Genomic DNA, 25692 nt, shown 5'->3' with positions numbered 1-25692 from the left:
GCCATTAGGCACCGATATTAACCTGGACCGGGACTCGATGTGACCTGCTTATGGATAAGCCTGTACTGCCGTTCTCCTATGAACAACTGGACCGTTGGGTCGCTTCGCTGCGCTCTCGGCTGGCCGACGAAGCCTTCGCCTGTGTGGTGGGCATTCTACGCGGTGGGGCGCCGCTGGCGCTGATGGTGTCGCACGCCACCGGTCTGATGCCGGCCTTCCTGCGCTATGAGCGTGGCAGTCGCCTCGTCAGATGGGATTCGTCGTTGCCGATACCCGCACCGGGCAGCAAAGTGTTGCTGTGCGAGGACATCGCCGGTGCCGGATATACCCTCGCCGACTGTATCGAATTCCTACAAGGTCATGGCTTGTCCCTGAAAACCATGACTGCGGGTTTCGACGACCTCAGCCGTATTCGTCCGGACTACACCCTCGATGGCCGTGGCGCGTTCCTGCTGTTTCCTTGGGAACGCCATTCCCACACCGCTGAATACCGTGCTCGCTGGCAGGCCACCGCCGGCGGGCAGACCGGGCCGGTGGGCGACGATCACGACTACGAAACCTACGGCATCGACCTCGACGGTATCCTGTTGCCGGATATTGCTCGGCAGCGTTATGCCGCCGACCTGCATCAGGCATTACGTGAGCGAGACCGCCTGGAGCCGTTCGATCCCCCGGCCTGGTTGGCCTTGTCACGGGTCAGGGCAATTATCACCGGGCGTCCGGAGATGGACCGAGCGCGCACCCAGCATTGGCTCGACCTACACGGTTATAGCGGGATTTCGCTGCTGATGCGCGATGTTTCCACCCACGACGACAGTCTGGAACAGGTATCTGCCCACAAGGCGACGGCGGCGTTGCAACTGGGCTGCACGCACTTTGTCGAAAGCGATGCACGACAGGCAATCCTGATCTCGACGCGCCTGCCGCTGTTGCGGGTGATCTGGTGGGAGGCTCAGGTGCGTAGGGGGCGCGTGATCGGTGCCCATGACTGGGGTCATGTCCCCCAGCAACTGGAAGGTGTACAAAGGGCGTGAGAGAAGGGCTCCCTGGCAGGCAATGACGAGTAGAATTACCGCCCAGAAACAGTTTTGAGGTGGCGGTGGTGGATCTACAGCAGGGTTTTGTCCTGACCCGGCATTGGCGCGACACCCCCGTGGGGACGCAGGTCGAGTTCTGGCTGGCGACCGATGACGGGCCGCGCCATGTCCGCCTGCCGCCGCAACCCTCGGTTGCTTTTATCCCCGTTGCCCAGCGCGAACGCGCCGAAATCCTGTTGCGCAACGAGCGCGGCGTCGAGTTGCGCCCGCTGCAATTGCTGGATTTTCATCACCGCCCGGTACTCGGCGTCTACTGCCAGCAACATCGACAGCTGATAAATATCGAGAAACTACTGCGATCAGCCGGCGTGGATGTCTACGAAGCCGATATTCGTCCGCCTGAGCGCTATCTGATGGAGCGCTTTATCACCGCGCCGGTGCTGTTCGGCGGTACGGTGCACGGCGCTGGGCCGCTGCTCGACACCCAGATGAGGCCAGCGCCGAACTATCGACCACGGTTGCGGCTGGTGTCCCTGGATATCGAGACGACTATGCAGGGCGACCTGTATTCCATTGCTCTGCAAGGTTGCGGCGAACGCCAGGTGTACATGCTCGGGCCGGAAAACGGCGAGGCTGGCGAACTGGATTTCAAGCTCGACTATCGCCAGAGCCGTGGCGAACTGCTTGAGGCCCTCAACGAATGGTTGGACCGCCACGATCCCGATGGAATCATCGGCTGGAACCTGGTGCAGTTCGATCTGCGGGTTTTGCATGAACATGCCCAGCGCCTGAAAGTGCCGCTGCGCTTGGGGCGCGACGGCAATGTCATGGGCTGGCGGGACAACGGCGCGCGTAACACTCACTACTTCGCCGCCGCCGCCGGGCGCCTGATCATCGACGGTATCGAGGCGTTGCGTTCGGCGACCTGGAGCTTTGCCTCGTTCAGCCTCGAATACGTGGCGCAACAGCTGCTGGGCGAAGGCAAGTCGATCGACAATCCCTACCAGCGCATGGACGAGATCGACCGCATGTTCGCCGAAGACAAGCCCGCGCTGGCGCGCTACAACCTCAAGGACTGCGAGCTGGTGACGCGGATCTTCGACAAGACCCAGTTGCTGAGCTTCCTGCTCGAACGCGCCACCATCACGGGCCTGCCTACCGACCGCAGCGGTGGTTCGGTGGCGGCCTTTACCCACCTGTACCTGCCGCTGATGCATCGCCAGGGCTTCGTCGCGCCCAACCTCGGCGAGCGCACGCCCGAAGCCAGCCCCGGCGGCTTTGTCATGAATTCCCAACCCGGCCTGTACGAGTCGGTACTGGTGCTGGACTACAAAAGCCTTTACCCGTCGATCATCCGCACCTTCCTGATCGACCCGGTAGGCTTGATCGAGGGCCTGCGCCATCCGGAGGACAACGAGTCGGTGGCGGGCTTTCGCGGGGCGCGGTTTTCCCGCACCCGGCATTGTCTGCCGGCGATTGTCGAGACGGTCTGGCAGGGGCGCGAGGCGGCCAAGCGCGAGCACAATGCGCCGCTATCCCAGGCGCTGAAGATTATCATGAATGCCTTTTACGGGGTGCTCGGTTCCAGCGGCTGCCGTTTCTTCGATACCCGGCTGGCATCCTCGATCACCTTGCGCGGGCACGAGATCATGCGCCGTACCCGGCAACTGATCGAGGCCCAGGGCTACACGGTGATCTATGGCGACACCGATTCGACCTTCGTCTGGCTCAAGCGTGCCCATGACCGGCAAGAGGCTGGGCGGATTGGCCGCTCGCTGGTGACCGGGGTCAACGACTGGTGGCGTGAGCACCTGCGCCAGGAGCACGGCCTGACCAGTGCTCTGGAGTTGCAGTTCGAAACCCACTTCAGCCGCTTCCTGATGCCGACCATTCGCGGTACCGAAGAGGGCAGCAAGAAGCGTTATGCCGGGCTGGTCACGCGAGCCGATGGCACTCAAGAGATGGTCTACAAGGGCCTGGAGACCGTGCGCAGCGACTGGTCACCGCTGGCTCAGGAGTTCCAGCAGCAGCTGTACCTGCGTATCTTCACTCACCAGCCTTACCGGGACTATGTGCGCGATTATGTGCGGCGAACCCTGGCGGGCGAGCTGGACGCGCTGCTGGTGTACCGCAAGCGCCTGCGCCGGCAGTTGGCTGACTATCAACGCAACGTCCCGCCCCATGTGCGGGCGGCGCGATTGGCCGATGAGTACAACGATGCCCAGGGACGTCCACGGCAGTACCAGAATGGTGGCTGGATCAGTTACGTGATCAGTCTGGCCGGACCTGAACCGCTCGAGGTCCGGCGTGCGCCGATCGATTACGACCACTACATCACCCGGCAACTGCAGCCGGTGGCGGATGCGATCCTGCCGTTCGTGCAGGACGATTTCAGCACTCTGATCGGTGGTCAGCTCGGCTTGTTTTGAGACGGGCGGATCGTTCCCACAGTGGTGGTGTGGGCCTTGGGCTTCGGAACGGACAGGGTCGGGCGCTGGTGTAGGCCGGAACCAGCGAAACCGATCGATACCATGGCGAATGACCTCCGCCCTTGACCGTCAGTTGAGTGTTTTTGTAACGCGTCGCAGTCGGTGGAATAAGGCTCAAGAGGCTGATTTCGTCGGCCCGTTGCCGGTCATGTCTAATGGCCATGATTTGTTATTCTCCGGTCATCACGCCTGTACTGCAGCGCGAGCATGATGGGACAAGTTTTGGTGGCGCTCGCCGGTCGGAAAACCGGCTTGCTTCAGGCTGAGTGGTCCGCACGGCGAAATGAGTTCCATGAAAAGGTACTCCTGGGCACTTCCACAGTCGAGCTGGTGGCCTTCTAACATTGGCAGTGAAGAGTTGGTAATCCCATCACTTTGACATTAGCCGTACATTTCCTGAGTATTTTGCCCACTACCCGATATTTGAGTTTCAGTCTTTGAATGAGGGTAGAGGAGAATAGCTTCCACCTGGATCTGTCGACGTAAGATTACGGTTGACAGGCATAAGTACGAATGTATTCTTTGCCCACTGCCGGGTGTTAGCTTGTCTGCCGGCCTCCGTATCAAGGGATGCCGATCTTTATCGGTAATGGAATATGAGTGATCAAGCAATCTTTCAAACGTTTGTACGAAACTCTCTCAGAAGATCTTTTTAGGATTTTTTGTGTGCGTAATCTTGTTTAATACGCTGTTAATACTGCCCGCTTCAGAGTAGTGAAATTGTTGAGTGGCAGCATTCGTCGGTTTGTTTCAAGTTTATGACGCTGATGTAGTCCTAAATAAAGTGAGCTGCCAGATTTTAGGCGCTCCCGGAGTGTCATGATATTTTTTTGACGTTCTAGAGAATAAAAACTAATGGATTCTTCCGCTCGGTAAGTTGTTCCGGGTGCGAGGTTTTGTTGGCGATAGCCATCGGGTGAAATGTCACTAGATGGTGACAAAAGAAGCGGCAGTCTCGCTTGATGGAAAATTTAATTGAGCGGATCGATCTGGAGATCGTAGATGGGTGTGTATGATTGCTTTGATTGTGAGTTTGACTCCGAGAAGGAGATTCCCAATATAAAGATCATTGCGCAAAGTACCTCTCAACTGGGCATCGATTTGCTGCTTTCGGGCGAGACGGGGACCGGCAAGGATACCTTGGCCCAGCGTATCCATGAGCTCTCGGGACGCAGTGGGCCTTTTGTGGCGATGAACTGTGCGGCGATTCCCGAGTCACTGGCCGAGAGCGAATTGTTTGGTGTGGTCAGCGGGGCCTTTACCGGGGCCAATCGGTCACGGATGGGCTACATCGAGTCGGCGCAGGGTGGCACCCTCTATCTCGACGAGATCGACAGCATGCCGCTGAACTTGCAGGCCAAACTGTTGCGCGTGCTTGAGGTGCGGGCCATCGAGCGCCTGGGGTCGACTACGGTCATTCCGCTGGAGTTGTGTGTGATCGCTTCGGCGCAGCGGCCATTGGGAAAAATGGTCGAGGAGGGGCTGTTTCGGCGCGACCTGTACTTTCGCCTCAACGTCCTGACCATCCAGTTACCGGCCTTGCGCGAGCGCCGCGAGCAGATCATCCCGTTGTTTTCCAAGTTCGTCAGCGCCGCCAACCGCGACCTCGGGCGGGGCCATAAGCCGTTGAGCGCCTCGTTGGCGCAAATGCTGCTCAGTCATTCCTGGCCGGGCAATATCCGTGAGCTGAAATCGGCGGCCAAGCGTTTCGTCCTGGGCTTTCCGTTATTGGGCGGCGATGGGTCGGACGATGTCGAGGGGCAGAGCCTCAAGGCGCAGATGCGGGTGATCGAGCGCACGCTGATCCAAGAGGCACTCAAGCGCCACGGTCAGTCCGTCGATGCGGTCAGCATGGAGCTGGGCCTGCCCCGGCGCACGCTGTACCACCGAATCAAGACCTTGGATATTTTTCTGAAGAGCGATGGCCTGGAAAAAAAGATGGAACTCAAATCGACGAGGGATCCACACATGGATATCCCACACTAACGTGGGTGAATCAGGAGCGGTGAAAATTATGAACCTTGCAAATAGAGTCACTAATGGCGCCAACACAGCGGTCAATGGTTACAACTCTGTCAAAGAGACCGGTAACTCCATCAAGGGCAATGCACAAAACCAGTCTGCTGCTGCGGATCTGGCGGGGGGGGGCAAGGCCGCTGAAGCACAACTGGCGATGATGAAGATGCAGGACGAGCAATCCGCGCGCAATATCATGTTGCAGGGCCAGGCGGCCATGCAAACAGAACAACGTAACACGCTGCAGGCCATTAGTTCCGCTCAAACTGACGCCGCGAACAAAGAAATTTCCAACGTGGCGCAAACTGCCAAAGGCATCAGCTATTAATCATCCCCAGCCCCTTGATTGTTCAGGGGGCATTGTGATCGCTAGCGAGATTCTTCCATGTTGAATTCTGTTTCCGGCTCTGCCGGCGCATTTGGACGGGTAGGTACTGTCATTCCATCCGCTTCAACTTCGGGCGCTTCTGACTCGCCCAGAACCCTCAAGGAGGTTATCGAAAAGTTAGCCGATGCCTTAATGGCAGGCGGTCATCTTTCTACCGATTCGCCACTGGGTAAGATGATTGAACAGCAACTAAAGAAAAATAATTCGCTGATGGAATTAACGGGCAATAATGATGTCGATGCCGTTAAAAAAGCCTTGGGCGAAGTTATCCAGGACAAACTGGGGGGTAAGGCCGGTGCCGCTGCCGATGCCTCGATGGCCGTCGGGCAAGGCGGTCTTGACCTGCTGTCGCAGGTTATGCACGGCCTGAGCAAGGCCATCCTCAATCATGCCCTGACCGATAAGGGCGATGGGTCGACTTTTGCCAGTGCCGACAAGCCGATCTTGCAGCAGATCGCGGACTACATGGACAAGAACAAGGCGGTGTTCGGCGCGCCCAATTCCGGTTCGTGGAGCAAGGAGCTGGACGAGGACAATTATCTCGACAAAGGCGAAACGGCGAAATTCAAAGCCGCTCTCGAGCAGGTTTCCCAACTGTTCGGCGCGGGCGACGCGCCCGCCCATCAAGCTAATGCTGGCGGTCTGGGTAGCCTTGCGCCGGCGTCGATCGGTGGCGATGCGAATAATGCCTTAGGGGATGTCAAGGAGCAGTTGGCGAATCTGTGGGGGGCGAAGAGTCCGGTGGATATCTTCAAGCAGGGATTGGAGATGGGTCTTGGCCTGGCCAGTGGTTTGCAGTCTGGCGCCCTGGCGCATCAACTGCAGCAACATGACCTGCGCAACTCCGCCGCCGAGGCGGCGCAAAACATTCTCGACGTGATGACCAGCAACCTCGCCTAGGCTCTGTAGAAAATGTATCTGCGCTCGCCGTGCGGCTTCGAAAGCGGGCTCGCCATGCTCATTGACCACTTGTCAACTGCGCTGGCTTGCCTGCTTTCGCCTGGCCCGGTCTTCGCTGGAAAATATTTCGTACAGGCCCTAGTGGCGTTATTTTATTCTTTGCTACCGTTTGCCGGAGAAACCCCATGACCCTCGCCCCCATCCACACTTTCAAGGGTTTGCCTGTCGATCATGATCAGGGACTGGTTTCGGGGCCTGCGCAGGCGGATGTCGATCTGTTCAACCATGCCATGAGTCACTCCTCTGAGCCCTCCGGGCACCTGGCCGACGACATGGTTCAGGCCCTATCCGACCGCTTGCAGTCCCAGGGGCGCTTGTCTGAGCAGGCCATGCGGGCGATGAAGGTCGCCGCCGGTTCGTCCGATCCGATGGACGTGGTCAAGATGAGCCGCTCGTTGTCGCAGTATTCCCTGCAAATGGCGATGACCACCAAGGTGGTAAACAAGGGTGCCCAGGCACTCGATAAACTCACCAACCTGCAATAGGGCCGTCTGTGAGATTTTTCGGCCCGATCCTGCTGCTGTGCCTGACGTTGCTCGCCGGTTGCAGCGATGAGAGCAAGCTCTTCGGCGCGTTGTCGGAGCAGGATGCCAATGAAGTAATCGCGCAACTGGCCGACCAGCATATCGAGGCGCACAAACAGTCGGAGAAGCTGGGTGTGACAGTAATCGTCCCCAGCCATGAGATCAACCGCGCGGTGCGCATTCTCGATGCGGCAGGTTTGCCTCGACGGACACGCACCAGCCTTGGAGAGATCTTCAAGAAGGAAGGTGTGATCTCCACGCCGCTTGAAGAGCGCGCGCGTTATATCTATGCCCTGTCCCAGGAACTGGAGTCGACCCTGTCGCAGATCGATGGGGTGGTGGTGGCTCGGGTTCATGTGGTGCTGCCCGAACGCATCGCCCCCGGCGAGCCAGTGCAGCCGGCGTCGGCGGCGGTGTTTATCAAGCACACCGCCGTGCTGGATCCCGATAGCGTGCGTGGACGTATCCAGCAGATGGTCGCCAGCAGTATTCCGGGAATGTCCCAGGAGGCCCTGAACTCGAAGAAATTCGCCATCGTCTTCGTACCCGCCGTGGAGTTTGAAGACAAGCAGAAGCTGGTGCAGTTCGGACCGTTCCTGGTGGACAGCCGTGACCAGGGCTTCTGGAACATGGCCCTGATCGCGTCGTTGGTCGGTGCGCTGTTGTTGGTGGTGCTGATTGCCCTGGCCTTGCGGGCCGACTGGCGCCAGGCGCTGCTGGGACGCTTGCGTCCGGGGCGCAGCGGCTCTGGCGGTTACCCGGCGCGGCTGTGAACGAACTCGACTGGATCAACTGGTGGTGCTGCACCTGGCGTTGGGCGCACCCTGACTGGCGGTCGGGGCTCCTGGCGGCGCACGGGCTGGACGGCGATCACGATGCTGCCTTGGCCAGCAGCCGGCACGCCGCGCTGATGAGCGCGCTAGGAGTGACCCCGTGCCAGCCCCCGCCCCTGGATGCCAATGTCGCGCTGTGGTTGTCGCTGACCGTCGAGCAGCGCGAGCAGGCGTTGTTACTCGCCCGTTCGATCTGTGCGGCGTCGGTGGCGAATCAGCCGACCGTCCCCGAACGCCATGGGCACTGGTGCCGCAGCCTGGCGAAAGCGCTGCGCCCGGGCTTGTGGCTCGATCACTCGAACGTGGATCCGCGGGTGTTGTTAGCCAGTTGGCTGGGAGCACCGTTCTGGTCGCGCCTGCGCCTTGCCTGGGCGCCGGGGGAGCAACTGGAGCCTTTGGTCGATCTGCCACGGCACAAACTCGATACCCTCTGGCGCGCCGTGCTCTGGCGGGTCGATACACCATGAGTCGTTTGCGGAGTCCCTTATCGTGTTGAGTCTCAGGCGCTTGTCTCTCGGCGTGTCGCCGCTGCCGCAGTCGCCCATTGTGCGGCTGGAGCAACTGGCCCAGGCGCAGGAAGCCACGGATGTCCTGGCGGCGGCCCGGGAAGAGGCCGAGCGGTTGCTGGCGAACGCCCATGAGCAGTGCCAGCGTTATCTCGACCAGGCCTTGGGGCAGTTCTGGGAGCAGGCTAATGGTTTTCTCCAGGCCCTGGACAACGAACGTGCGGTCTTGCACCAGGAAGCTGTCGCTTCGGCTGAGAGTGTACTCGCTGCTGCCATGACCCAACTGTTCAGCGAAGTCGGGCCCGTTGAGCGGGCTCGGGCATTGGTCGGCCATCTGGCGAGCAGCCAGCGCCAGGCGGTCAGCGCGGTCCTCAGTTGTTCTCCGGAGCTGTTCGACGAGGTTCAGGGCTGGTTGGCCAGCAGTCGCTTTGCGGCGCTCTGGCAACTGCGCGAGGACGCCTTCCTGGGGCCCCAGGCATTGTGCCTGAGCAGCGACACCGGCACTTTCGAGCTCGACTGGGAAGGGCTGGTGCGTTGTTTGTCCGGGCGCGGTGAGTGACTTGTCCGAGTTCGTTAAAAAAGTGGAACCCAGCGGTCGTTTTGTTCCACTCACAGGCATCACCTCGCTGGAGCGACCTCGATGATCAGTTTCAAAGCCTTGCAGCATCGCCTCGATCACTCGTTTACCCACAACCAGACGGGTACCGACGACGCTGCCATAGCGGCCGCCGAAAGCGGTTCGGTGGAGGACATGAGAGCGTTTACCGACGCGGCGCAGAAAATGGCCACCGCGACCTCGGTGATGAGCGAAGGGCTACGCGCCCAGCATGGCCTGACAAAGTCGATTATCGATGGAATTCAGTGACTTCACAGCGATTGTCGTCCAATGGTGCGAACAACCTTCCGGCGCTCTGGACTGCTGGATCGATGACGCCAATGCCCAGCTCGTCGTCACTGAAGGCGGGGTGCGCTGCAGCATCGATCTACTGGACCCCTACGATGCGACCGATCCGCAGCGGATGGATGCCCTCCTGAGCCAGGGCGCCGCTAGCGCTGCCTGCCGGTGCGAGGGGGCGTTGGGCTTCAACCCCGACAGCCATTGTCTGGTCCTGGTCAGTTGGCAACCGCGACCGTGTTCGCCGCAGCGCCTGCTGGAGCGTCTGGAAAATCTGGCCAATCAGCGAGCGGCGATGCTCAGTCTAATGCGTACCTCCCTCGACGGTCCGGCGAGCAGTACCGCCGGACGTCCCCTCCTTTATAACTGGCAGCCGGGAGTCTGAAATGCATAGGGTTGCCTGGTGGTTGCCGTGGTTGTTGATATGGCTCAGTGCCCCGGCCCTGGCGGTGGTCCCACCTGCCTGGAAGCACACCGCGTATGCCTATGAGGCCAAGCAGGTCGATGTGACCAAGGCCCTGGAGGATTTCGCCCGGGAGTTTGGCGTTGGCCTGGAAATGGGAGCGCTCGATGGGGTGGTCGACGGTCGTATCCGTGCGCCCAGCCCCCAGGCCTTTCTCGACCGGCTGGGGCAGGAACACCATTTCCAGTGGTTCGTGTACAACGAAACGCTGTACGTCAGCCCGACCGAACAGCAGACCTCAGAACGCATCGAGGTGTCGCAGGACGCGGCGGATGATCTTAAGAGCGCTTTGACCGATGTCGGTCTGCTCGACCCGCGCTTTGGCTGGGGAGCCTTGCCCGACGAGGGCGTGGTGCTGGTCAGCGGGCCGCCGCGTTACGTCGAGATGATCCGCAACTACAGTCGCAAGGTCGAGACCCCGGAGGAAAAGCAGGATGTCGTGGTGCTGCCGTTGCGTTATGCCAACGCCGCCGACCGGGTCATTCGTTATCGCGATCAGCAGCTGACGGTGGCCGGTGTGGCGACCATTCTCCAGGACCTGTTGGAAAGCCGCTCGCGGGGCGACTCGGTGAACGCCGCCAACCTCCTGCAAGGCGCGGGGCTGGGTGGCGGTCAAGGGGGCAACCCATATGGTGCGTCCTCGACGCTACTCGGCGGTCTGGATACCGAGAGCCTCCAACAGGGGCTCGACCGGGTACTGGCCAACACCACCGCCGGGGGCAAGAACAGCCATGGCGCACTACCTGGCGGCGGCAAGTCGCGAATTCGCGTCAGTGCCGATGTGCGCAATAACGCGGTGCTGATCTATGACTTGCCCAAGCGCCGGGCTTTGTACCAGACATTGGTCAGGCAGCTCGACCAACCGCGTAACCTGATCGAGATCGACGCGATGATCCTCGACATCAACCGCGATGACCTGGCCGAGCTGTCCAGCAGTTGGAACGTCTGGGCCGGCGGGACCAATGTCAGCGGTTCGTTGCTCGATTCGGGGGCGACCCTGTCGGCGGAAAACTCCGGTCGATTTGCACTGGCGGTGCATTCCTTGGAAGCCAAGGGGGCGGCGACGGTGGTGGGCAACCCGTCGATCCTGACGTTGGAAAACCAGCCGGCGGTGATCGATTTCAGCCGCACCGAGTACCTCACCGCCATCGGCGAGCGGGTCACCGATATCCAACCCATCACTGCCGGCACCAGCCTGCAGGTGATCCCGCGTTCGCTGACGGGTAACGGCAAGTCGCAAGTGCAACTGATCCTCGATATCGAAGACGGGCAGATCGACCAGTCGGTGCTCAATGTTACCCAGCCCAGCGTGCGCAAAGGCAATGTCAGTACCCAGGCGATCATTGCCGAACGAGGTTCGCTGGTGGTCGGCGGTTTTCATGGACTGGAGTCCAACGACAAGGTCAACAAGATTCCCTGGCTCAGCGATATTCCGTGGATCGGTAAGGTATTGTTCACCTCCACCAGCCATCGCACGACCAAACGCGAGCGGCTGTTCATTCTTACGCCGCGCTTGATTGGCGACCAGGTAGACCCGGCGCGTTATGTCGAGAACGGCAACCCCGACGATATCGATGCGGCTGATCAGCGCATTAAAAGGCGACGCAGCGAAGAGTGGCCGACGCGGATTCAGGTACAGAACGCCTTCAGTCAATTGCTCGACGGCCTGCAGCCAAGCGGTTTCAGCAGCGGCGGCGCCTTGCCGTTCGTACCGGACAGCCTCTGCGACTCCGGTGGCGGCCTGGTTATCGACCGTCAACGCGCCCAATGGTACGGCCATAAGACGTGGGGTGTGGCGGTGGTAGTCGCGCGTAACACCGGCACTCAGCCGGTGCGTGTCGACGAGAGCGGCTGTGGTGGGCGTTGGGTGCTTGGAGTCGCGGTCTGGCCCCATGCCTGGCTGCGGCCAGGAGAAGAGAGCGAAGTGTTTATCGCCCTGCGCCAGCCTCGCGCCTCCCAGGGCAATAGCCCGGTGCGGGCCTCCCTGCTCAAAGGAGCACAACCATGAACAAGTTCGTCCGTTTCGCGTTGGCGGGACTGGGAACCGTACTGTCCGGCTGCGTCACGGCGCCGCCACCAGTGGGGTGTTCGGGCTTGGCGTGTAGCCGACCGGATTCTACCGATCGGAGCCTGGTGATCTGGTGGCCCGAGGAAATGCGCCACGGTTTGGAAGGTTCCGAACGAACATCGGATTTTACTGTCATGTCATTGAAGGACTAAGCGTCATGATTCGCGTTTCCGGTAAGGCGGCGTTTTACGAGCGAGTAGCAGCAGAGCAGGATGCGATTTGGCCTCTGGTCAGCGGGGTATCCTTCCTTAGTCGACGGGAGCATCATGATTGGGGGATTGCACTACATATCGAGAAGAGTGCGCTAAAACCTCAACAACTGCGTGAAACCCTTGAACGGCGTTTCAACCAATCGCATCGGTTTCCCGATTATTTTTTATTTCTCGATCCCCAGCGTAACTTCGTCGTGTGGCACGCTGTGTCGAACAACGGCGAGGGGAACCTGTCACTCGATCAAATCCGCCAGCATCAACTGATGCTGGCGGGGCTTGAACACCTCAACGACCTCCCTCGCTGAAGCACCCTACGACGCGTCCCCCTCAATGGTGGCGCGGGCGTTGGGGCGCCGGTTGACCAGGCCTGCCTGTGCCTCGATCCGTGCTTGTGCCGGTTCAACCGCTACGGCGGTCGCTGGCCTGGCCTCAATGGCTTTGCGCACGCTGCCATGAGCCTGGACCGTCTGACTCATGGTGCGATAAGCCAACCCCATGGCCAAGGCGGTGCCGGTGTTGCCGAGGAAGCTGGACAGGGCCGGCGCGGTCGTGCCCCGCGTCAGTTCGCCCATGGCCATGTTGACGGCACTGGCCAGCGAGGACCATGCCACCCGTACCGGCGACTGATCCAACAGACGACCATAATCCTTGAGCGGTAAACTCGCCTTAAACCGCTGGGTGGTGCCCGCCTGCCGGGTGTCGAGATGCTTTTGCAGGTGCCCGTCGAGAATCGCCGTGACGGTGTTGAATGCGGCGCGGGTACCGGCCAGGGTCTGGATCGAGCGGGCCAAGGCTTCGCCGCGTAGTGGCCGGTGGTCGGCACCGGTCAGGGCCGGGCTCGATAGGGTCTGGCCAGGCGGCAGAGTCCTGGGGCTGATGGAGTCCTGAATAAACCCCATGCTCAGGGTCATGGCGCCGTAGGCCCAGCCGAGCATCGCCATGTTGTCTTCGTTGACGCCATAGGTCTTGGTGTGGTCGTGCTTGCCGGTCAGGCTCAGGCTGGCTTGCAGGGTTTCGCGCGACACGGCGTAGAGCACGTTGCGCAACTGGGTCGCCAGGATCCGAGCGCTCAAAGCGCCGTCACCACGGGCCGTGCCGAGGGCGCCGAGACCGAGGTAGATCGCTTCGGCGGCGATCTGATTGCGCGTGACGTTGCGCGAGTCGCGCTGCATCTGTTCGCGTCGGGCCTGCTGCTGGTCGGCACCGAGGGCGTTCCATTGCGATTCGCTGAGCGCGAAATGCCCACGCACGGCGACAGTGGATTCGGTACCGAGGCGATCCAGGCGGGGCTGACGCACGTAGACATGGCTGGCCACGGTGGCCAGTGAAATGGCCGCCTGCAAGGCTAAGGCGCCACCTGGACTCTTTTGTGCCAGGCCGTCGGCGAGGGCGCTGTAGGTGTGCATGAAAGCGACTTCGCGGGCATAGGTCGGCAATCCACAGGTGACCATCTGTTGCAAGGTCTGCCCGGCTGCCGCCAGGGTGCTGCGTCCGGACGGTAGGTTGGCCGCTGTGTCAGCCCAGCTTTGCACGGCGGTGTGCTTGATAGTGTTGCCGGCACTGACACCGCCCTGGTAGGCCGCAGCTCCAGCGGCACTCATGCTCTTCCAGGCCGGAGCCAGGCACTGGCGATGAAATGCTTGGCTCAGCCCACTCGCTGCCTGGGCGGCACGTGCGGCGAAGCCCGGTGGTGGGGCGGCAATCTGGGCATTTTCCATATCGCTGGCGGTGCGCGCCACCAACTCGATGGTCGCTGCCGGTGGCGTAGTACTGACCGCGGGTGTCTGTATTCTCATGACCATGTCGGGCTCCTTAGCGTAGTTTTGGTAACGGAAGGAGGGGCGAAGCTATCGGCGAGTGCGACGAAGTCCAATAGCCAATCGACCCAGGCTTCGGCGTCCAGCCCCTGGCTGTCCCAGCGCGCCTGCAGGCAGGCGCCTTGTGGCGCGAGGGCGATAGCGCAGCCGGTCAACGTCATTAGCTGCAAGTTGGCTCGCAGGGCGAGTTCGCGTTGATCGCCATGCTGCAGCGGGGCATCTACCATCGTGCTGACCAGCAGGTGGCGTTGGTCGCTGTCGGCAATGATTTCCAACGCACGACCCTTGAGCCGGATCACGCCGACGGTCTGTGGGGCCGTGGCGGGTGGTGCGATGCCCAGATGGTGCAAGGCATGCTCCAGCAACGGGCGATGCCAGGTTTGTGCCATGGCCATTTGCGCCTGCTCCTGGGCGGCGGGGCTGGCCGGCGTTGGCGGCCCGGCAGGGGTGTCGTGGGGGGCCAGAGGTGAACTCAGAGCGGTGGCGCCCGCAATCAGACTTTCGCCCAACGCCAGCAAATGACTGAGCTCGGCAGCCAGATAATGGCTGTCCGAGTACGGTCGGTATTGCAGGCGCGCGACCAGCATCGCATCGCCGCCATCATCCAGCGCGGTGGTGCAGGCCGTCATCGCGCTGGTAGCGCAATTGGCTCGCAACAGCAGTTCGTACCAGAGTGTGGGGGGGCAATCCGCAGGTCGTGGCAAGCTGGCCAGCGCCAACCATTGTGGCACTGGTTGCGTCTGCCACTGAAACAGTTGCAGGCTCAGGCCCGGCAGCGGTAATTGACCGTTTCGGGCGAAGTCGCGAGCCTGCGGATCCGGTAGCCCGAGCTGCTTGGCAGCATTGAAAAGCCAGCTCGCAGCTGCGTCTGGAATAGGCGGACGAGGGCCTTTTTCGGCGGAGGGGTGAACACGTGGCTGCATGGGCTCTACCTATAGGAGTTTGCCGCCCATTTTAGCGTAACAATGTGTCGATATAATTAAGGAGGAGGCTCTAAATCAGGCATCTTCAAGCTGAATAATGTCTTCGGTGACTTCATCGAGCTGGCGAATCACCTGGTAGATATGGGCCACGTCGAGTAAGGTCGGACGTGGGATGTATTTGCCGGTCCTGACCTTGTACAAAGTGCGTGCTAGCCACACGCTTTGCACCACCGGAATCTTCGCGCGCCGGGCACGTTCGATCAGGGCCAAGGCTTCGGCATCCTCACCCTTGCAATGGATCAGCGGTAGCGGCGTTTGACCGGGGCGGTAGTACAGCGCCACGGCGAAATGGGTCGGATTGACCAACAGCATGTCGGCGTCCTCCACGGGCTTGGTCGGTGTGTGGGGCTCCTCGTTGAGCAGTTCATGAGCCAGTTGGCGGCGATGGCCCTTGACGTGCGGATCGCCTTCGGATTCCTTGTATTCCTTCTTGATATCCTCGTGGCTCATGCGCATTTTCTTGGCGTGAAAGTACTTCTGCATGGCAAAGTCGATCATGCCGATCACCAGCAGCAAGCCGAGGGTGGTGCGCAAGACACTGCGCAACAGCGCCAGTAACGCATGCCAGTAGGTGGTCAAGTCCGAGTCCGCCAGCAGCACCAGCGAGCCCAGCACCGGCTTGATCGAGACGTAGAGCGTGGTGCCGATGGCCGTCGCCTTGAGGATGCTCAGCAATAGGTTCATCAGGTTCTGTCCGGAGAACATCTGCTTGAGGTGGCCGAGCGGATTGAGCTTACCGAAGTCGATCTTCAGCGCCTTGGGCGCGAACAGAAAACCGATTTGCACCCAACTGCCGACCATGCGCATCAGCATCGCCAGGCCGACGCTCATCAAAATGAAGTGGATCAACAGCTCAGCAGCCTCGCCGGTTATTTCGGTGAGGCTGCTCAGGAAGTGCGAGTTGATGCGCTGCAGAGGCAGCGCCAGCAGATGCTCTAGACGCGCCACGCTGTCGTCGGCCTGGCCTAGAGCGACCTCGCTGACCACCATCAGCACCAGCAATTTGCCCAGGTCCTGGCTTTGTCCCACCTGGCCTTTTTCGCGGGCGTCACGCAGCTTCTTGGGCGTGGCCTTTTCGGTTTTTTCGCTCATGGCACTTGCACCAGCAAGCCGAGCACATGCTTGAGGTCCAGTAGCTGTCGCAGTTGGCCGTTGCCCATTTCCAGCAGCGTCGGCAAGTAGATCAGTAGGAATGCCAGGCCGGCCATGCTCTTGGCCGGCATCGACATGATCGAGACGTTCAGTTGCTGGGCGTAAAGGCCAATGATGGCGAAGGCCACGTCGATCAGCAGCAGCAGGCCAATAAAGGGCGCGGCATACAGCATCGCGTGTTGCAGGGTCTGGTTCAGTTGCTCGAGAAAGATGTCCAGCCCGCCGATATTGAGCCCTGGCAACCAGACAGTGGGCGGCCAGATTTCATAGCTGTCCCAGATCACCTGGGTGATCAGTGAGAGCCCGCCGCTGAGGATCACCAGCATGATCAGTGCTTCCTGGAACAGCTCGCCCAGAGGCGTGGCGTCCGGCCCCAGCGAGGGGTTGAGCTGACCACCACTGAGGGCACCGCGCTGGCTGTCGAGCAAGGCGCCGACGGTGGCGAACATCCAGAACGGCGCGTATAGCAACAGGCCCAGCAGGATGCCGAGGACCGACTCCTTGAGCAGTAGCCCGGCGATGGTGAACCAGGCGTCGTTTTCCAGGGCCAGGGCACGACCGATACTCGGCGCCGGGATCAACGCCAGGGCACAGGTCACGCCATAGCGCAGCGGGCCCTTGAGGTGTTTGAAGCAAAACGCCGGAACCAGGATCAGGCACGGCAGCAGGCGGGCCATGGCCAGGCCCATACCGAGCATCAACTCGAAGGCGCTCTCGGCATTGAAAGGCATCAATGGGCGCCACCGGTGCGGGCGATCAGGTCGAACGACAGGTTGATAAACTGGATCAGTTCCACGCCGATCCAGCGCCCCGTCGCGGCGAGGGTCAGGCCGACGGCGGCCAGCTTGATGCCGAACGGCAGCGTCTGGTCCTGGATCTGCATCAACGCCTGTAACAGCGAGGTGATCACGCCGACCAGCACCGCCACGCCAAGGGGCGGCGCGGTGAGAATCACCACCAGGAACATGCCTTGCTTGAACAGTGCCAACGCTTCCACGGCAGGTCTCACAGATAGGAATAGAAAAGGCTGTCGAGCAAGCGCGACCAGCCCTGTACCAGCACGAACAGCAACAGCTTGAGGGGCAGCGATATGGTCATTGGCGAGACCATCTGCATGCCCAAGGCCAGCAGCAGGTTGGAGACGATCAGATCGATGACAATAAATGGGATATAGATCAGAAAGCCAATCTGGAATCCGGCCTGTAGCTCCGACAACACGAACGCCGGGATCGCCAGCAGCAGGTCGCTGCTACTGGCCTTGGCGGCCATATCGGCGGGCCACATGCGATGGGTGTTTTCCAGTAGGTGGGCCTGTACATCGGGATCGGTGTTGCGGAGCATGAAGTGCTCAATCGGCTCCATGACGGTGTTGGCGCTCACTTGCAGCTTTTCCGTGGTGCCGATTTCCAGCGGATTGTCATGCACCCGTTGCTGGATCTGATGCGCGACGGGCGCCATGACGAACAGGGTTGCCGCCAGGGCAATACCGTACATTGCCATGTTCGGCGGTACCTGCTGCACGCCGATGGCATTGCGGGTGATCAAGAGCACCATGGAGATCTTCAGGAATGCGGTGCAGACGATCAGGAAGAGGGGGATCAGGGACAGCGCGCCGAGAAATAGCGCGAGCATGATCGGATTCATGCCATCAAGGATCATCGGTCGAATACCATCCGGGTGATCTGCAAGCCCAGTTGGCCTTCCAGGTCCACCAGTTCACCATGGGCCACCACGCGCTCGCCATGGCACAGGGTCGCCTGGCCGGGAGTCACACCTGTGACTTCCAGCACGACTCCTGGCGCCAGGCGCTGCAGGGCGTATAGCGGCAGACTGATGCTGCCGCTACGCACGGTCAGGTCCAGATTGAGGCCCGCGAGGGGTGATGGCGGTGGCTCGGCTTGCTGCTCCGTTGAGGGCTCTGGTGTCGGTGCCGGAGCCTCGTCGTGGTCCTCGGGTGCGACCGGCATGTCTTCATACACTGCATCATTGTCCATCGGGCGGGGTTTCCTCATGGTTGAGCTGTACAAACAGTGTGTCGTTAGAGACGTCGGTGGCGACGCGCCAGGTCTGGGCCGCAAGGTGCATGACGCCGTGCCCCGCGCAATCGAAGTACGCGCGGTCTGGCAGCAGTACATCGCCAGGGCGTAGCGAGCGCAGCTCGTTCAGGGTCAGGCTCAGCTCGCCAAGGACCACTGGCGTGAGCAGCGGCCAGTCCTCGGGCAACGGCTGTTCGATGGCCTGCCAGGGCAGGGCGTCCAGCAGGCGGATCAGGGTCTGTGCATCGCAACCGAGACGGGCATGCACCGACTCGTCGGCCCCATGCACCGCGAGTCGGCAAACGAAGGGCCAGGAGCGGTCATGGTCTGCCCGCACGCGGGGCTCCAGGGGGGTCAGCAACTGGGCCAAAGGCGGGCTCAGTTGCTGGTTCAGGTATTGCCAATACCAGGTCTGCACCGGGCCGCCGGTAACCGCCGGCACTTCGCCGAACAGGCTCAAAACGGCGTTGGCGTCGGTCAGGTACAGCGGACCCAGGGCGCTGTCGAAGGCGGCCCAAGCGGGGTCGTCGGGCGCGAGTTGATCGGCGTCGATCAATGGGCTCAGGCTCAGTCGAGCCGTGGCGCCGCGCAGCGGATAGTCCAGCCAGCGGCCACGGCCGAGCAGGCGGCTGGCACTGGCCAGTACCCGGGACACCGGGCGCAATGCCAGGGGCGTCATGCGTTGCCGATTCCCTGCAAGGACAAGCTCACGTCCTGACCCAGAGCCTCGCTGAAGGCGTCCTCGCATACTTGTCGGTTGCTGCGCAGGCGACCGAGCACATCGGCGCGTTCAACGTCCAGATCGATGTTCCAACGGTTGTCGCGCTTGCTGGCCCGAACCTGGATCTTGCCCAGATTGGGCATCAGCAAGGTGGCGCTGAAGGGCCGATCGCTTTGGACCGGCAGTTGCATCGCCAGCTCATCGATCAATTGTGTGAGCACTTCGTCAACCGGGTGGAACAGGCTGAAGCCGGCACCGCCGTGACGATCCGAGGAGTCGCCCTGGTCGGTGGTGGAGGGCACCAGCAACTGTTCGAAAAACAGGCCGTCGGCGGTTATCTCGTTGCTGGTGTCGCGGCGGGCGCCGAACGCGCTGCCGGCCTGGCGCGAACGTTCAGTCTCGGCGCGCCGCGAGAGGGGCGCCGATGGCAATCGGTTGTCAGTCTGCGGCGCTCGTGCCGCGGGCGCTGGCTTATGTGGCGGGGGCGCGGCGGCAGGCTTGATCGTCGTGGTCATGGCGGATTTATTCCTCACTCAAGTTCTCGCTCATACAGGCGAGTTTTTCCACGGCACGCTGGCGGGCCTTGGCTTCGATTCGGGCCTGCTCCAGGCGTTGCTGTTGCAGCTCGATCTCATGGCGTAACTGGTTGATGTTCTGCTGGATATAGGACAGCCGGTCGAGCATGCGGCGCTCTTTTTCATGCCAGCGCTCGATCTCTTTCAACGCCAGCTTCTGCTGCAAGTGCGCGTCGGATAGCTGTTGGCGGCGAGCCCGCTGGTTGTCGCGCTCCTGGACCCAGGACTGTTCGCTGTGCAGAAGCTGTTGGCGCATCGTCTCCAGTGCCTCCTGTAAGCGCCGCTGCGCACGCTCGGCGCTGGCCTGGCGGTGCTGGCGCAACGGCGTGAGAATCTGGATCACTTGGGCCAGGGCGACGCGGTTGGGGTCGGCTTCGAGTTCTTCGTCCATGGTCACTCGGGCAACTGCGATGTCAGGTGGGTGAGCAGATCCAGGGTGGTCTCCAGCGGTACCGGTTCACGCAGGTCCTGGCGCAGGAAATCATTAATGGCATCGTTGAGCCGCACCGCACAATCGGTGACCGGATCGGCACCGGGTTGGTACTCGCCCAGGCGTAGCAGCATTTCCACCTGGCGATAGGCGGCCATCAGCCGGCGCAGGCGGTTGTTGGCCTGCTGGTGTTCGCGTCCGGTGACGTTGCTGAGGATTCGGCTGATGCTGGCGGGGACGTCGATGGCCGGGTAGTGCCCACGCTCGGCGAGTTTGCGCGACAGCACGATATGGCCGTCGAGCAGCGAGCGAACTTCGTCGGCCACCGGGTCGTTCATCGAGTCTTGTTCGATCAACACCGTGTAGAGGGCGGTGATCGAGCCGTTTTCGCTCATGCCGGCGCGCTCCACCAGACGCGGCAGCAGGGTGTACACCGACGGTGGCAGGCCGCCGCGCCCCAACGGTTCGCCAGCGGCAATGCCGATTTCGCGTTGAGCCCTGGCGAAGCGGGTCAGTGAGTCGATCAGCAACAGGACCTTCATGCCGCGTTGCCGATAGGCTTCGGCGATAGCGGTGGCGGTAAAAGCCGCACGGGCGCGCTCCATGCTCGACCGGTCGGATGTTGCGCAGACCAGCACCGAGCGCCGACGCAGGGTGTCGTCCAGCTCATGGTCGAGGAACTCGCGCAGCTCCCGGCCACGCTCGCCGATCAGGCCGAAGACGATCACGTCGCAGGCCATGTTGCGGGCCATTTCCGCGAGCAGGGTGGTCTTACCGCAACCGGCTCCGGCAAACAAGCCGACCCGTTGACCCTCGCCCAGCAGAATAGCGCTGTCGATGGCGCGGATGCCGGTGGGCAGCGCAGCGCTAATCCGTGGTCGTTGGGTCGGTGGTAGCGCGTCGGCGATCACCGGCGTGGTGTGCCGGGTATCATGGGGGCCGGCAAAAGCGCCCTCGCCGTCGCCCAGCAACGGCCTGCCGAAACCGTCGAGCACGCAGCCCAGCAGACTGTCGTCGACGCCGATCCGATGGGCCATGCCCAGGGGGCGGATCAGTGCACCGGTTTGGATGCCATCGGGCGTGCCCAAGGCGCTGAGCAGGGTGCACTGGCTGGTGAAGCCGACGATCTCGGCGAGTATGCAACTGCCGTCGGCCTTGCTGACTTCGCACAGGTCACCGATCTTTGCTGCGGGAATCTGGCACTCCAGCAGGATGCCGTTGACCGCCGAAACCCGCCCGCTGATCCGTACTGCCGAGCGTTGCGTCAGGCGAGCGGTCTGCTCGCGAGCCCAATGAGCAAGGGCGGCGGTCACCAGCGCACCTCGTAGTGCTGGTCGCCGTCGAACTCGATACGCTGGTCGTCGATGCGGGTCAAGCGCAAGCCGTTGAATTCGTCGCCGATATACAGGCGATGGCCGTCGGCGGTGACCAGGTGGCCGTTGGCGCCGGAGATCACCTGGACGATCACGAAGGGCAAGCCGCTGCTCGCCGCAACCACGTTGTCGACAATCGGTATGGACGACTCATAGCGCTCGTGGAAACGCTCCAGCATCCGTTGGTATACCGACAGGGCGTCGCCCTTGAGTCCGCCTTCGAGGGTTAGGCCATCGGCACTGTTTACGATCTGGACATCGCTCAACAGGCGATCGCTGAGCAGCGTGTTAAGCCGACGCCGGACTTCGTCACGGCTGCTCAGGCGGGTTTTTCCTGGCGCCGGCGGGGCGATGCGCGTGGCTACCGTCGGGTTGTCGATGGGCGGTGCCGGTGCTTCGACAGTCGGTCCGACACCGCTGCGATGCCATGCCCAGGCGCCACCGAGAACGCTCAGCAACACGCCGATGAGTAGCGCATGACGCCGACTGAATCGGCCGGCGGAGCTGGCCTTTTCCAGCGGTGCCGAAGCGGTGAAATCATCGGGCTGAGGGTCGAAGGTCGCCGAGGAGGAAGCATTGCCGTTCGCCACTGGAACCAGCGGCCACGCCTCCTCGGCTGGCGCCAGGCACAACCAGACATTGCCCAGGGCGAAGGTCTGATTCGGTGCCAGCTCGGTGACGTGGTGGGCATGGCCTTCATCGTCGTTGATCAGGCTGTCTTCGGCGTTCAGAGTCCAGCCGTCGGCGCTACGCGTCAGCCGGCAGTGACGGGGTGCCACGCCAGGATCGTAGAGAGCCAGATCCTGCTCGGCGTCGGCACCGATCAACCACTGTTCGCCCACCAACGGCAACGCGGCACCCTGGTGCAGGCCATTCAAGACCCGCAGCTCGTACATCATGCACAACTCCCTGGATCATCAGGCCGCATACTCGTCCTCCAGTGGTTGCATATCGTCTTCCAGATCGAAGCGCCCCAGTACCTTGACTTCGGCGGCGTTGCTGATTTCGGCGAACGACAACACCGGTACATGATGGAACTCGTCTTGCAGCAGGGTCCGCAACGGACTGCGCAAATCCTGGGCCACCAGTAGCACCGCGCGTTCGCTGGTGCGTAGGGGAAAGGCGATGCGCAGTTGCTGCACCAGCAGCAAGCTGGTCTCGCTGTTCAAGGCAAAGAAGGTTTCGGTCTGGGTCTGGCGCAGGCCGTCGCGCAGGATACCTTCGCTTTCCGGGGTCAGTAGCCACACCAGCAGACCTGCGGGGCTGCTGTACTGGTTGTAGATCAGCGACTTCAAGGCGATGCGCACGTAGTCGGTAAGGGCGGTGACATCTCGTTCGTGCTGGCCGTGTTCGATCAGAGTTTCGGCGATCACGCGAATCGCCCGCAGCGGTACACACTCCGAGGCCAGGCGTTGCAGCACGGCAGAGAAGCGCGCTAATGGCAGAACCCGCTGCATCTCCTGGGCCAGCTCGGGTTGCTCGGATTCCAGCCAGCTCAAAATCGCCTTGGTTTCCTGCAAACCGATAAATTGCGGGCCACAAGCCTGCAAGGCGCGCTCCATGCGTTCGACGATCAGGGTGCTGGCGCTAACGGTTTCCAGTTGCTCGACCTGTAGCTGAGGCGCATCGGCGGGCATCCACACCCATTGGCTTTCCTGGCGGTCGAGGCTGCCGGCCACCGCCTGCTCGAACAAGCTTGCATCGAGCGCTTGGGCATCGACCGCGACGTGGGTCTGGTTGAAAGTGGCCTTGAGCAACGGCACTTCGTAGACCGAAAAACGGAATTCGTCAGGCTCCAGGTGGTCGGCGGCTTCGATGATGAAGGACGGCAGCGTCAGACCGTACTGCACCACCAGGCGGTTGCGTCGTTGACGGATTTCGCTGACCAGTTCTTCGATCTGCGCCAGGTTCTGTTGTGGGTGAAATTGCAGCAGGAACTGGCGACTGGGGATAAAGGTGCGCAGGTCTTCCTTGCCATTGTTTTCCGGCGCGACGACGGTCGGCTGGGCCTGTGGCGCCTTGGGCTTGGCCCGTTGCATTTGCAGTATGGCGCCGCTGCTGCAGATCAGCGCGATGACGATGAACACGGCGGTGGGCATGCCGGGCAGGGCAGCGAAGCCGCACATTGCCACCGAGGCGATGAGCCAGGCCTTAGGCTGGCTGGTGATCTGCTCGGCGATCTCGCGGCCGATATTGGCCTCAACGCCAGGGGTGTCGTTGTTCGAGACACGGGTGATGATCATCCCCGAAGTCACCGAAATCAGCAGCGCCGGAATCTGTGCAATCAGGCCGTCGCCGATGGTCAGCACAGTGTAGAGTTGCACGGCATCAGAGGCGCTCATGCCATGCTGGACCACGCCGATGGCGATACCACCGATCATGTTGATCGCGACGATGATCAGGCTGGCGATAGCATCGCCGTTAACGAATTTCATCGCGCCGTCCATGGCGCCGAACAACTGGCTTTCCTTGCCCAGTTCGGAGCGTCGGCGGCGGGCTTCCTGGACGCTGATCAGGTTGGCGCGCAGGTCACTGTCGATGGACATCTGCTTGCCGGGCATGGCGTCGAGGGTGAACCGCGCGCCGACTTCGGCGACCCGCTCGGAACCCTTAGTGATCACCAGGAAGTTCACCACAGTAAGGATCAGGAAGATCACCATGCCGACTGCCAGGTTGCCGCCGACCACGAATTGGCCGAAGGCTTCGACGATATGCCCGGCATCCTGGTTCAGCAGGATCAGGCGCGTGGTGGAGATCGATAGCGCCAGGCGAAACATGGTGGTGATGAGCAGCACCGAGGGAAAGGTCGAGAACGCCAGGGGACGTGGCAAGTGCATCGCCAGCATGATCAGCAGACAGGAAATGCAGATATTGATCGCGATCAGCACATCCACCAAGCCGGTCGGCAGCGGCGTGATCATCATAAAGACGATGGCGAGTACGACGAAGGCCCCGACGATTTCCGAGCGGCGCATGGCCGCCAGCGCGATCTGGTTGAGCAGATTGATCACTCGATCCATCAGGCGTTGGCCCCTTTGGGCAGGTTCTGCTCCTGGTGGGTCAGCTCGGCCATCAGCAACAGCAGGTTGCCGAGGGCGTTTTGGCGCGCCTTGAGGTCACGCCAGAGCAGGATCGGCAACTGTTGCAGCATCGGCCGCAAGCCATTGAGAAAGGCCAGTTGATGCTTGAGTTTCGGGCCGCCGATGTGCTGGGTCAGTTGCAGGGTTTCTTGCAGGTTCATGCCTTTTCCCGATAGGGCCAGCAGGTGCTTGAGAAAGGCTGGCGCGCTGAGCTGCAAGGCCGGGTTTTTGTCGCGCATGCGGCCCAGCAGGTGCTCGCTGTTCTGCAGCAGCGTGGCGACATGGCGGGCGGTGTTCAGGCTGTGCATGAGGTTGCGCAGCTGCTGCGGGGTACTGGACGGATTCAACGCGGCGAGATCGTCGGCGATGGCCCCGCGCAGATCGCGCAAGGTAGGTTCGAATTGTCGCTCGCCTTCTTCCATGCCCAGTAACGTGTCGATCAGGCCGGAGAGGGTCTGCTGGCCGACCACCCCGGAGTAGTACAAGTCGCGCAGACCCTGGCGCCGCCGTGGATTCAGGCTGGAGCGGGCGAAAGCCCGTGCGGTATTCATACCGGCTCTGGCCCGGCTGCCATGTTCGCGGCGCAGCAACTTGAGTTGCTGGCTCAGCACCACGTGCTCGTTGACGTGGCCTTCATCCTGGGCCTGCTTAGCGGCTGCCTGCAGCGTCACATGGGCCTTGGCCGCGTCGCCATCACTGAATGCAAGAACTTGCGCGAGGCTCGCCGTCTGGTTTTTCAACTGGCGTCGCAACGCCCTAGCGGCCTCGTCGAGGCCCCTGTCTTGAGTACCCATCAGCAACTGATACAGCTCGCCGAGCTTGACTGCCTTCGATTGCAGGGCGGTACTGCTGGCCATCAGCTCACGCTGGCTCAGGCTGAGGCTCTGCTGCACCAGGGCTGAAGCAAAGCGGGTGACCTGCCGTGCCGAGTTGTCCTGGTGCGGCGTGCTTTGCGCAATCAGTGCCGCCGACTTGGCCGGAGCGGTCAGGCTCGGTAGCGAGATGGGCGAGAGGGTCGGAGCGACGATCTTCATGGAGCATAACTTCGTGGGGCAATAACCCATGAGTGGTCAGGCGCCTGATCCGGTTCCATTCACGCTTTCTGGTGAGCAGGTTTGTGCAATAAACCTTGTA

General features: G+C 61.6%; 28 protein-coding genes. 14 read left to right on the top strand and 14 right to left on the bottom strand.

Annotated elements, in window-relative coordinates; translation table 11 throughout:
* Window positions 1-50: 50 nt before the first annotated feature.
* The 14 genes from AWM79_RS18975 (at window position 51) to AWM79_RS18910 (ending at window position 12696) form a co-directional block, all read left to right on the top strand.
* A complete protein-coding gene (locus tag AWM79_RS18975; RefSeq protein ID WP_060783532.1) occupies window positions 51-1034 on the top strand; it encodes a phosphoribosyltransferase in 984 nt (327 codons plus the stop codon).
* A 68-nt stretch (window positions 1035-1102) separates the two neighbouring features.
* Window positions 1103-3466, top strand: a complete 2364-nt coding sequence (locus tag AWM79_RS18970; protein WP_026013312.1) for a DNA polymerase II — start codon at window positions 1103-1105, stop codon at window positions 3464-3466.
* Between the two features lie 1062 nt (window positions 3467-4528).
* On the top strand, window positions 4529-5512 hold the full coding sequence (locus AWM79_RS18965; protein ID WP_017133216.1) for a sigma 54-interacting transcriptional regulator: 984 nt from the start codon (window positions 4529-4531) through the stop codon (window positions 5510-5512).
* A gap of 28 nt (window positions 5513-5540) precedes the next feature.
* Window positions 5541-5870 (top strand): type III secretion system major pilin HrpA, encoded by a 330-nt coding sequence (locus AWM79_RS18960; RefSeq protein WP_017133215.1) that lies wholly within the window; start codon window positions 5541-5543, stop codon window positions 5868-5870.
* 57 nt (window positions 5871-5927) lie between these two features.
* Complete coding sequence (locus tag AWM79_RS18955; RefSeq protein ID WP_082712643.1) at window positions 5928-6830, top strand: hypothetical protein; 903 nt, start codon at window positions 5928-5930, stop codon at window positions 6828-6830.
* Between the two features lie 185 nt (window positions 6831-7015).
* Window positions 7016-7375: a type III secretion system inner rod subunit SctI gene (gene sctI, locus AWM79_RS18950; protein ID WP_017133213.1), complete on the top strand. Its 360-nt coding sequence runs from the start codon at window positions 7016-7018 to the stop codon at window positions 7373-7375.
* A gap of 8 nt (window positions 7376-7383) precedes the next feature.
* Complete coding sequence (gene sctJ, locus AWM79_RS18945; RefSeq protein WP_017133212.1) at window positions 7384-8187, top strand: type III secretion system inner membrane ring lipoprotein SctJ; 804 nt, start codon at window positions 7384-7386, stop codon at window positions 8185-8187.
* The gene (locus AWM79_RS18940; protein WP_017133211.1) at window positions 8184-8714 is read left to right on the top strand and encodes a hypothetical protein; all 531 of its coding nucleotides are present in this window, start codon (window positions 8184-8186) and stop codon (window positions 8712-8714) included. The genes sctJ and AWM79_RS18940 overlap by 4 nt, the downstream gene beginning before the upstream one ends.
* A 22-nt stretch (window positions 8715-8736) precedes the next feature.
* Window positions 8737-9312 (top strand): type III secretion system stator protein SctL, encoded by a 576-nt coding sequence (gene sctL, locus AWM79_RS18935; protein ID WP_026013311.1) that lies wholly within the window; start codon window positions 8737-8739, stop codon window positions 9310-9312.
* Window positions 9313-9393: 81 nt separating this feature from the next.
* Window positions 9394-9618: a hypothetical protein gene (locus tag AWM79_RS18930; RefSeq protein ID WP_017133209.1), complete on the top strand. Its 225-nt coding sequence runs from the start codon at window positions 9394-9396 to the stop codon at window positions 9616-9618.
* A complete protein-coding gene (locus tag AWM79_RS18925) occupies window positions 9605-10033 on the top strand; it encodes a hypothetical protein (RefSeq protein ID WP_017133208.1) in 429 nt (142 codons plus the stop codon). The genes AWM79_RS18930 and AWM79_RS18925 overlap by 14 nt, the downstream gene beginning before the upstream one ends.
* A 1-nt stretch (window position 10034) precedes the next feature.
* Window positions 10035-12119 carry a type III secretion system outer membrane ring subunit SctC gene (gene sctC, locus AWM79_RS18920; RefSeq protein ID WP_017133207.1) on the top strand — a complete coding sequence of 695 codons (2085 nt, stop codon included), beginning with the start codon at window positions 10035-10037 and terminating at the stop codon, window positions 12117-12119.
* On the top strand, window positions 12116-12331 hold the full coding sequence (gene hrpT / locus AWM79_RS18915; protein WP_017133206.1) for an HrpT family type III secretion system protein: 216 nt from the start codon (window positions 12116-12118) through the stop codon (window positions 12329-12331). The genes sctC and hrpT overlap by 4 nt, the downstream gene beginning before the upstream one ends.
* 5 nt (window positions 12332-12336) lie before the next feature.
* Complete coding sequence (locus AWM79_RS18910) at window positions 12337-12696, top strand: hypothetical protein (RefSeq protein WP_017133205.1); 360 nt, start codon at window positions 12337-12339, stop codon at window positions 12694-12696.
* Window positions 12697-12702: 6 nt separating this feature from the next.
* Here the strand turns inward: AWM79_RS18910 and AWM79_RS18905 are convergent, their stop codons facing one another.
* The 14 genes from AWM79_RS18905 to sctW all read right to left on the bottom strand — a co-directional run bounded on the left by AWM79_RS18905 (window position 12703) and on the right by sctW (window position 25592).
* On the bottom strand, window positions 12703-14193 hold the full coding sequence (locus AWM79_RS18905; RefSeq protein WP_017133204.1) for a hypothetical protein: 1491 nt from the start codon (window positions 14191-14193) through the stop codon (window positions 12703-12705).
* Window positions 14184-15131: a type III secretion system chaperone gene (locus AWM79_RS18900; RefSeq protein WP_017133203.1), complete on the bottom strand. Its 948-nt coding sequence runs from the start codon at window positions 15129-15131 to the stop codon at window positions 14184-14186. The genes AWM79_RS18905 and AWM79_RS18900 overlap by 10 nt, the downstream gene beginning before the upstream one ends.
* A 75-nt stretch (window positions 15132-15206) precedes the next feature.
* Window positions 15207-16283, bottom strand: coding sequence for a type III secretion system export apparatus subunit SctU (sctU, locus tag AWM79_RS18895; RefSeq protein WP_017133202.1), 1077 nt, complete (start codon window positions 16281-16283; stop codon window positions 15207-15209).
* Window positions 16280-17074: a type III secretion system export apparatus subunit SctT gene (sctT, locus tag AWM79_RS18890; protein ID WP_017133201.1), complete on the bottom strand. Its 795-nt coding sequence runs from the start codon at window positions 17072-17074 to the stop codon at window positions 16280-16282. Before sctT ends, sctU begins: the two co-directional genes overlap by 4 nt.
* On the bottom strand, window positions 17074-17340 hold the full coding sequence (gene sctS, locus AWM79_RS18885) for a type III secretion system export apparatus subunit SctS (protein ID WP_017126713.1): 267 nt from the start codon (window positions 17338-17340) through the stop codon (window positions 17074-17076). Before sctS ends, sctT begins: the two co-directional genes overlap by 1 nt.
* A gap of 8 nt (window positions 17341-17348) precedes the next feature.
* Window positions 17349-18002, bottom strand: coding sequence for a type III secretion system export apparatus subunit SctR (sctR, locus tag AWM79_RS18880; protein WP_017133200.1), 654 nt, complete (start codon window positions 18000-18002; stop codon window positions 17349-17351).
* Window positions 17999-18337: a FliM/FliN family flagellar motor switch protein gene (locus AWM79_RS18875; protein ID WP_017133199.1), complete on the bottom strand. Its 339-nt coding sequence runs from the start codon at window positions 18335-18337 to the stop codon at window positions 17999-18001. The genes sctR and AWM79_RS18875 overlap by 4 nt, the downstream gene beginning before the upstream one ends.
* Complete coding sequence (locus tag AWM79_RS18870) at window positions 18327-19058, bottom strand: hypothetical protein (protein ID WP_017133198.1); 732 nt, start codon at window positions 19056-19058, stop codon at window positions 18327-18329. Before AWM79_RS18870 ends, AWM79_RS18875 begins: the two co-directional genes overlap by 11 nt.
* Window positions 19055-19615, bottom strand: a complete 561-nt coding sequence (locus tag AWM79_RS18865) for a type III secretion system HrpP C-terminal domain-containing protein (RefSeq protein ID WP_017133197.1) — start codon at window positions 19613-19615, stop codon at window positions 19055-19057. The genes AWM79_RS18870 and AWM79_RS18865 overlap by 4 nt, the downstream gene beginning before the upstream one ends.
* A 7-nt stretch (window positions 19616-19622) precedes the next feature.
* Complete coding sequence (locus AWM79_RS18860; RefSeq protein WP_017133196.1) at window positions 19623-20066, bottom strand: hypothetical protein; 444 nt, start codon at window positions 20064-20066, stop codon at window positions 19623-19625.
* A 2-nt stretch (window positions 20067-20068) separates the two neighbouring features.
* Entirely contained in the window at window positions 20069-21418 is a 1350-nt protein-coding gene (locus AWM79_RS18855) for a FliI/YscN family ATPase (protein WP_017133195.1), read from the bottom strand.
* Window positions 21415-22374 carry an FHA domain-containing protein gene (locus AWM79_RS18850; RefSeq protein ID WP_026013309.1) on the bottom strand — a complete coding sequence of 320 codons (960 nt, stop codon included), beginning with the start codon at window positions 22372-22374 and terminating at the stop codon, window positions 21415-21417. The genes AWM79_RS18855 and AWM79_RS18850 overlap by 4 nt, the downstream gene beginning before the upstream one ends.
* 21 nt (window positions 22375-22395) lie before the next feature.
* A complete protein-coding gene (gene sctV, locus AWM79_RS18845) occupies window positions 22396-24498 on the bottom strand; it encodes a type III secretion system export apparatus subunit SctV (RefSeq protein WP_017133193.1) in 2103 nt (700 codons plus the stop codon).
* Window positions 24498-25592 (bottom strand): type III secretion system gatekeeper subunit SctW, encoded by a 1095-nt coding sequence (gene sctW / locus AWM79_RS18840; protein ID WP_017133192.1) that lies wholly within the window; start codon window positions 25590-25592, stop codon window positions 24498-24500. Before sctW ends, sctV begins: the two co-directional genes overlap by 1 nt.
* Between the last annotated feature and the right edge of the window lie 100 nt (window positions 25593-25692).

The organism is Pseudomonas agarici (assembly GCF_001543125.1).
GTDB lineage: Bacteria > Pseudomonadota > Gammaproteobacteria > Pseudomonadales > Pseudomonadaceae > Aquipseudomonas > Aquipseudomonas agarici.
This window is presented reverse-complemented; position numbering and strand designations above follow the sequence as displayed.

Coding starts and splice junctions, on each gene's coding strand:
- sctT (WP_017133201.1), bottom strand. CDS start 17,074: ATGCCTTTCAATGCCGAGAGCGCCTTCGAGTTGATGCTCGGTATGGGC.
- AWM79_RS18925 (WP_017133208.1), top strand. CDS start 9,605: ATGGAATTCAGTGACTTCACAGCGATTGTCGTCCAATGGTGCGAACAA.
- sctV (WP_017133193.1), bottom strand. CDS start 24,498: ATGGATCGAGTGATCAATCTGCTCAACCAGATCGCGCTGGCGGCCATG.
- sctW (WP_017133192.1), bottom strand. CDS start 25,592: ATGAAGATCGTCGCTCCGACCCTCTCGCCCATCTCGCTACCGAGCCTG.
- AWM79_RS18870 (WP_017133198.1), bottom strand. CDS start 19,058: ATGACGCCCCTGGCATTGCGCCCGGTGTCCCGGGTACTGGCCAGTGCC.
- sctR (WP_017133200.1), bottom strand. CDS start 18,002: ATGATCCTTGATGGCATGAATCCGATCATGCTCGCGCTATTTCTCGGC.
- AWM79_RS18905 (WP_017133204.1), bottom strand. CDS start 14,193: ATGGTCATGAGAATACAGACACCCGCGGTCAGTACTACGCCACCGGCA.
- sctI (WP_017133213.1), top strand. CDS start 7,016: ATGACCCTCGCCCCCATCCACACTTTCAAGGGTTTGCCTGTCGATCAT.
- hrpT (WP_017133206.1), top strand. CDS start 12,116: ATGAACAAGTTCGTCCGTTTCGCGTTGGCGGGACTGGGAACCGTACTG.
- AWM79_RS18850 (WP_026013309.1), bottom strand. CDS start 22,374: ATGTACGAGCTGCGGGTCTTGAATGGCCTGCACCAGGGTGCCGCGTTG.
- AWM79_RS18965 (WP_017133216.1), top strand. CDS start 4,529: ATGGGTGTGTATGATTGCTTTGATTGTGAGTTTGACTCCGAGAAGGAG.
- AWM79_RS18875 (WP_017133199.1), bottom strand. CDS start 18,337: ATGGACAATGATGCAGTGTATGAAGACATGCCGGTCGCACCCGAGGAC.
- AWM79_RS18930 (WP_017133209.1), top strand. CDS start 9,394: ATGATCAGTTTCAAAGCCTTGCAGCATCGCCTCGATCACTCGTTTACC.
- AWM79_RS18910 (WP_017133205.1), top strand. CDS start 12,337: ATGATTCGCGTTTCCGGTAAGGCGGCGTTTTACGAGCGAGTAGCAGCA.
- AWM79_RS18975 (WP_060783532.1), top strand. CDS start 51: ATGGATAAGCCTGTACTGCCGTTCTCCTATGAACAACTGGACCGTTGG.
- AWM79_RS18960 (WP_017133215.1), top strand. CDS start 5,541: ATGAACCTTGCAAATAGAGTCACTAATGGCGCCAACACAGCGGTCAAT.
- AWM79_RS18955 (WP_082712643.1), top strand. CDS start 5,928: ATGTTGAATTCTGTTTCCGGCTCTGCCGGCGCATTTGGACGGGTAGGT.
- AWM79_RS18865 (WP_017133197.1), bottom strand. CDS start 19,615: ATGACCACGACGATCAAGCCTGCCGCCGCGCCCCCGCCACATAAGCCA.
- AWM79_RS18900 (WP_017133203.1), bottom strand. CDS start 15,131: ATGCAGCCACGTGTTCACCCCTCCGCCGAAAAAGGCCCTCGTCCGCCT.
- sctC (WP_017133207.1), top strand. CDS start 10,035: ATGCATAGGGTTGCCTGGTGGTTGCCGTGGTTGTTGATATGGCTCAGT.
- sctU (WP_017133202.1), bottom strand. CDS start 16,283: ATGAGCGAAAAAACCGAAAAGGCCACGCCCAAGAAGCTGCGTGACGCC.
- AWM79_RS18860 (WP_017133196.1), bottom strand. CDS start 20,066: ATGGACGAAGAACTCGAAGCCGACCCCAACCGCGTCGCCCTGGCCCAA.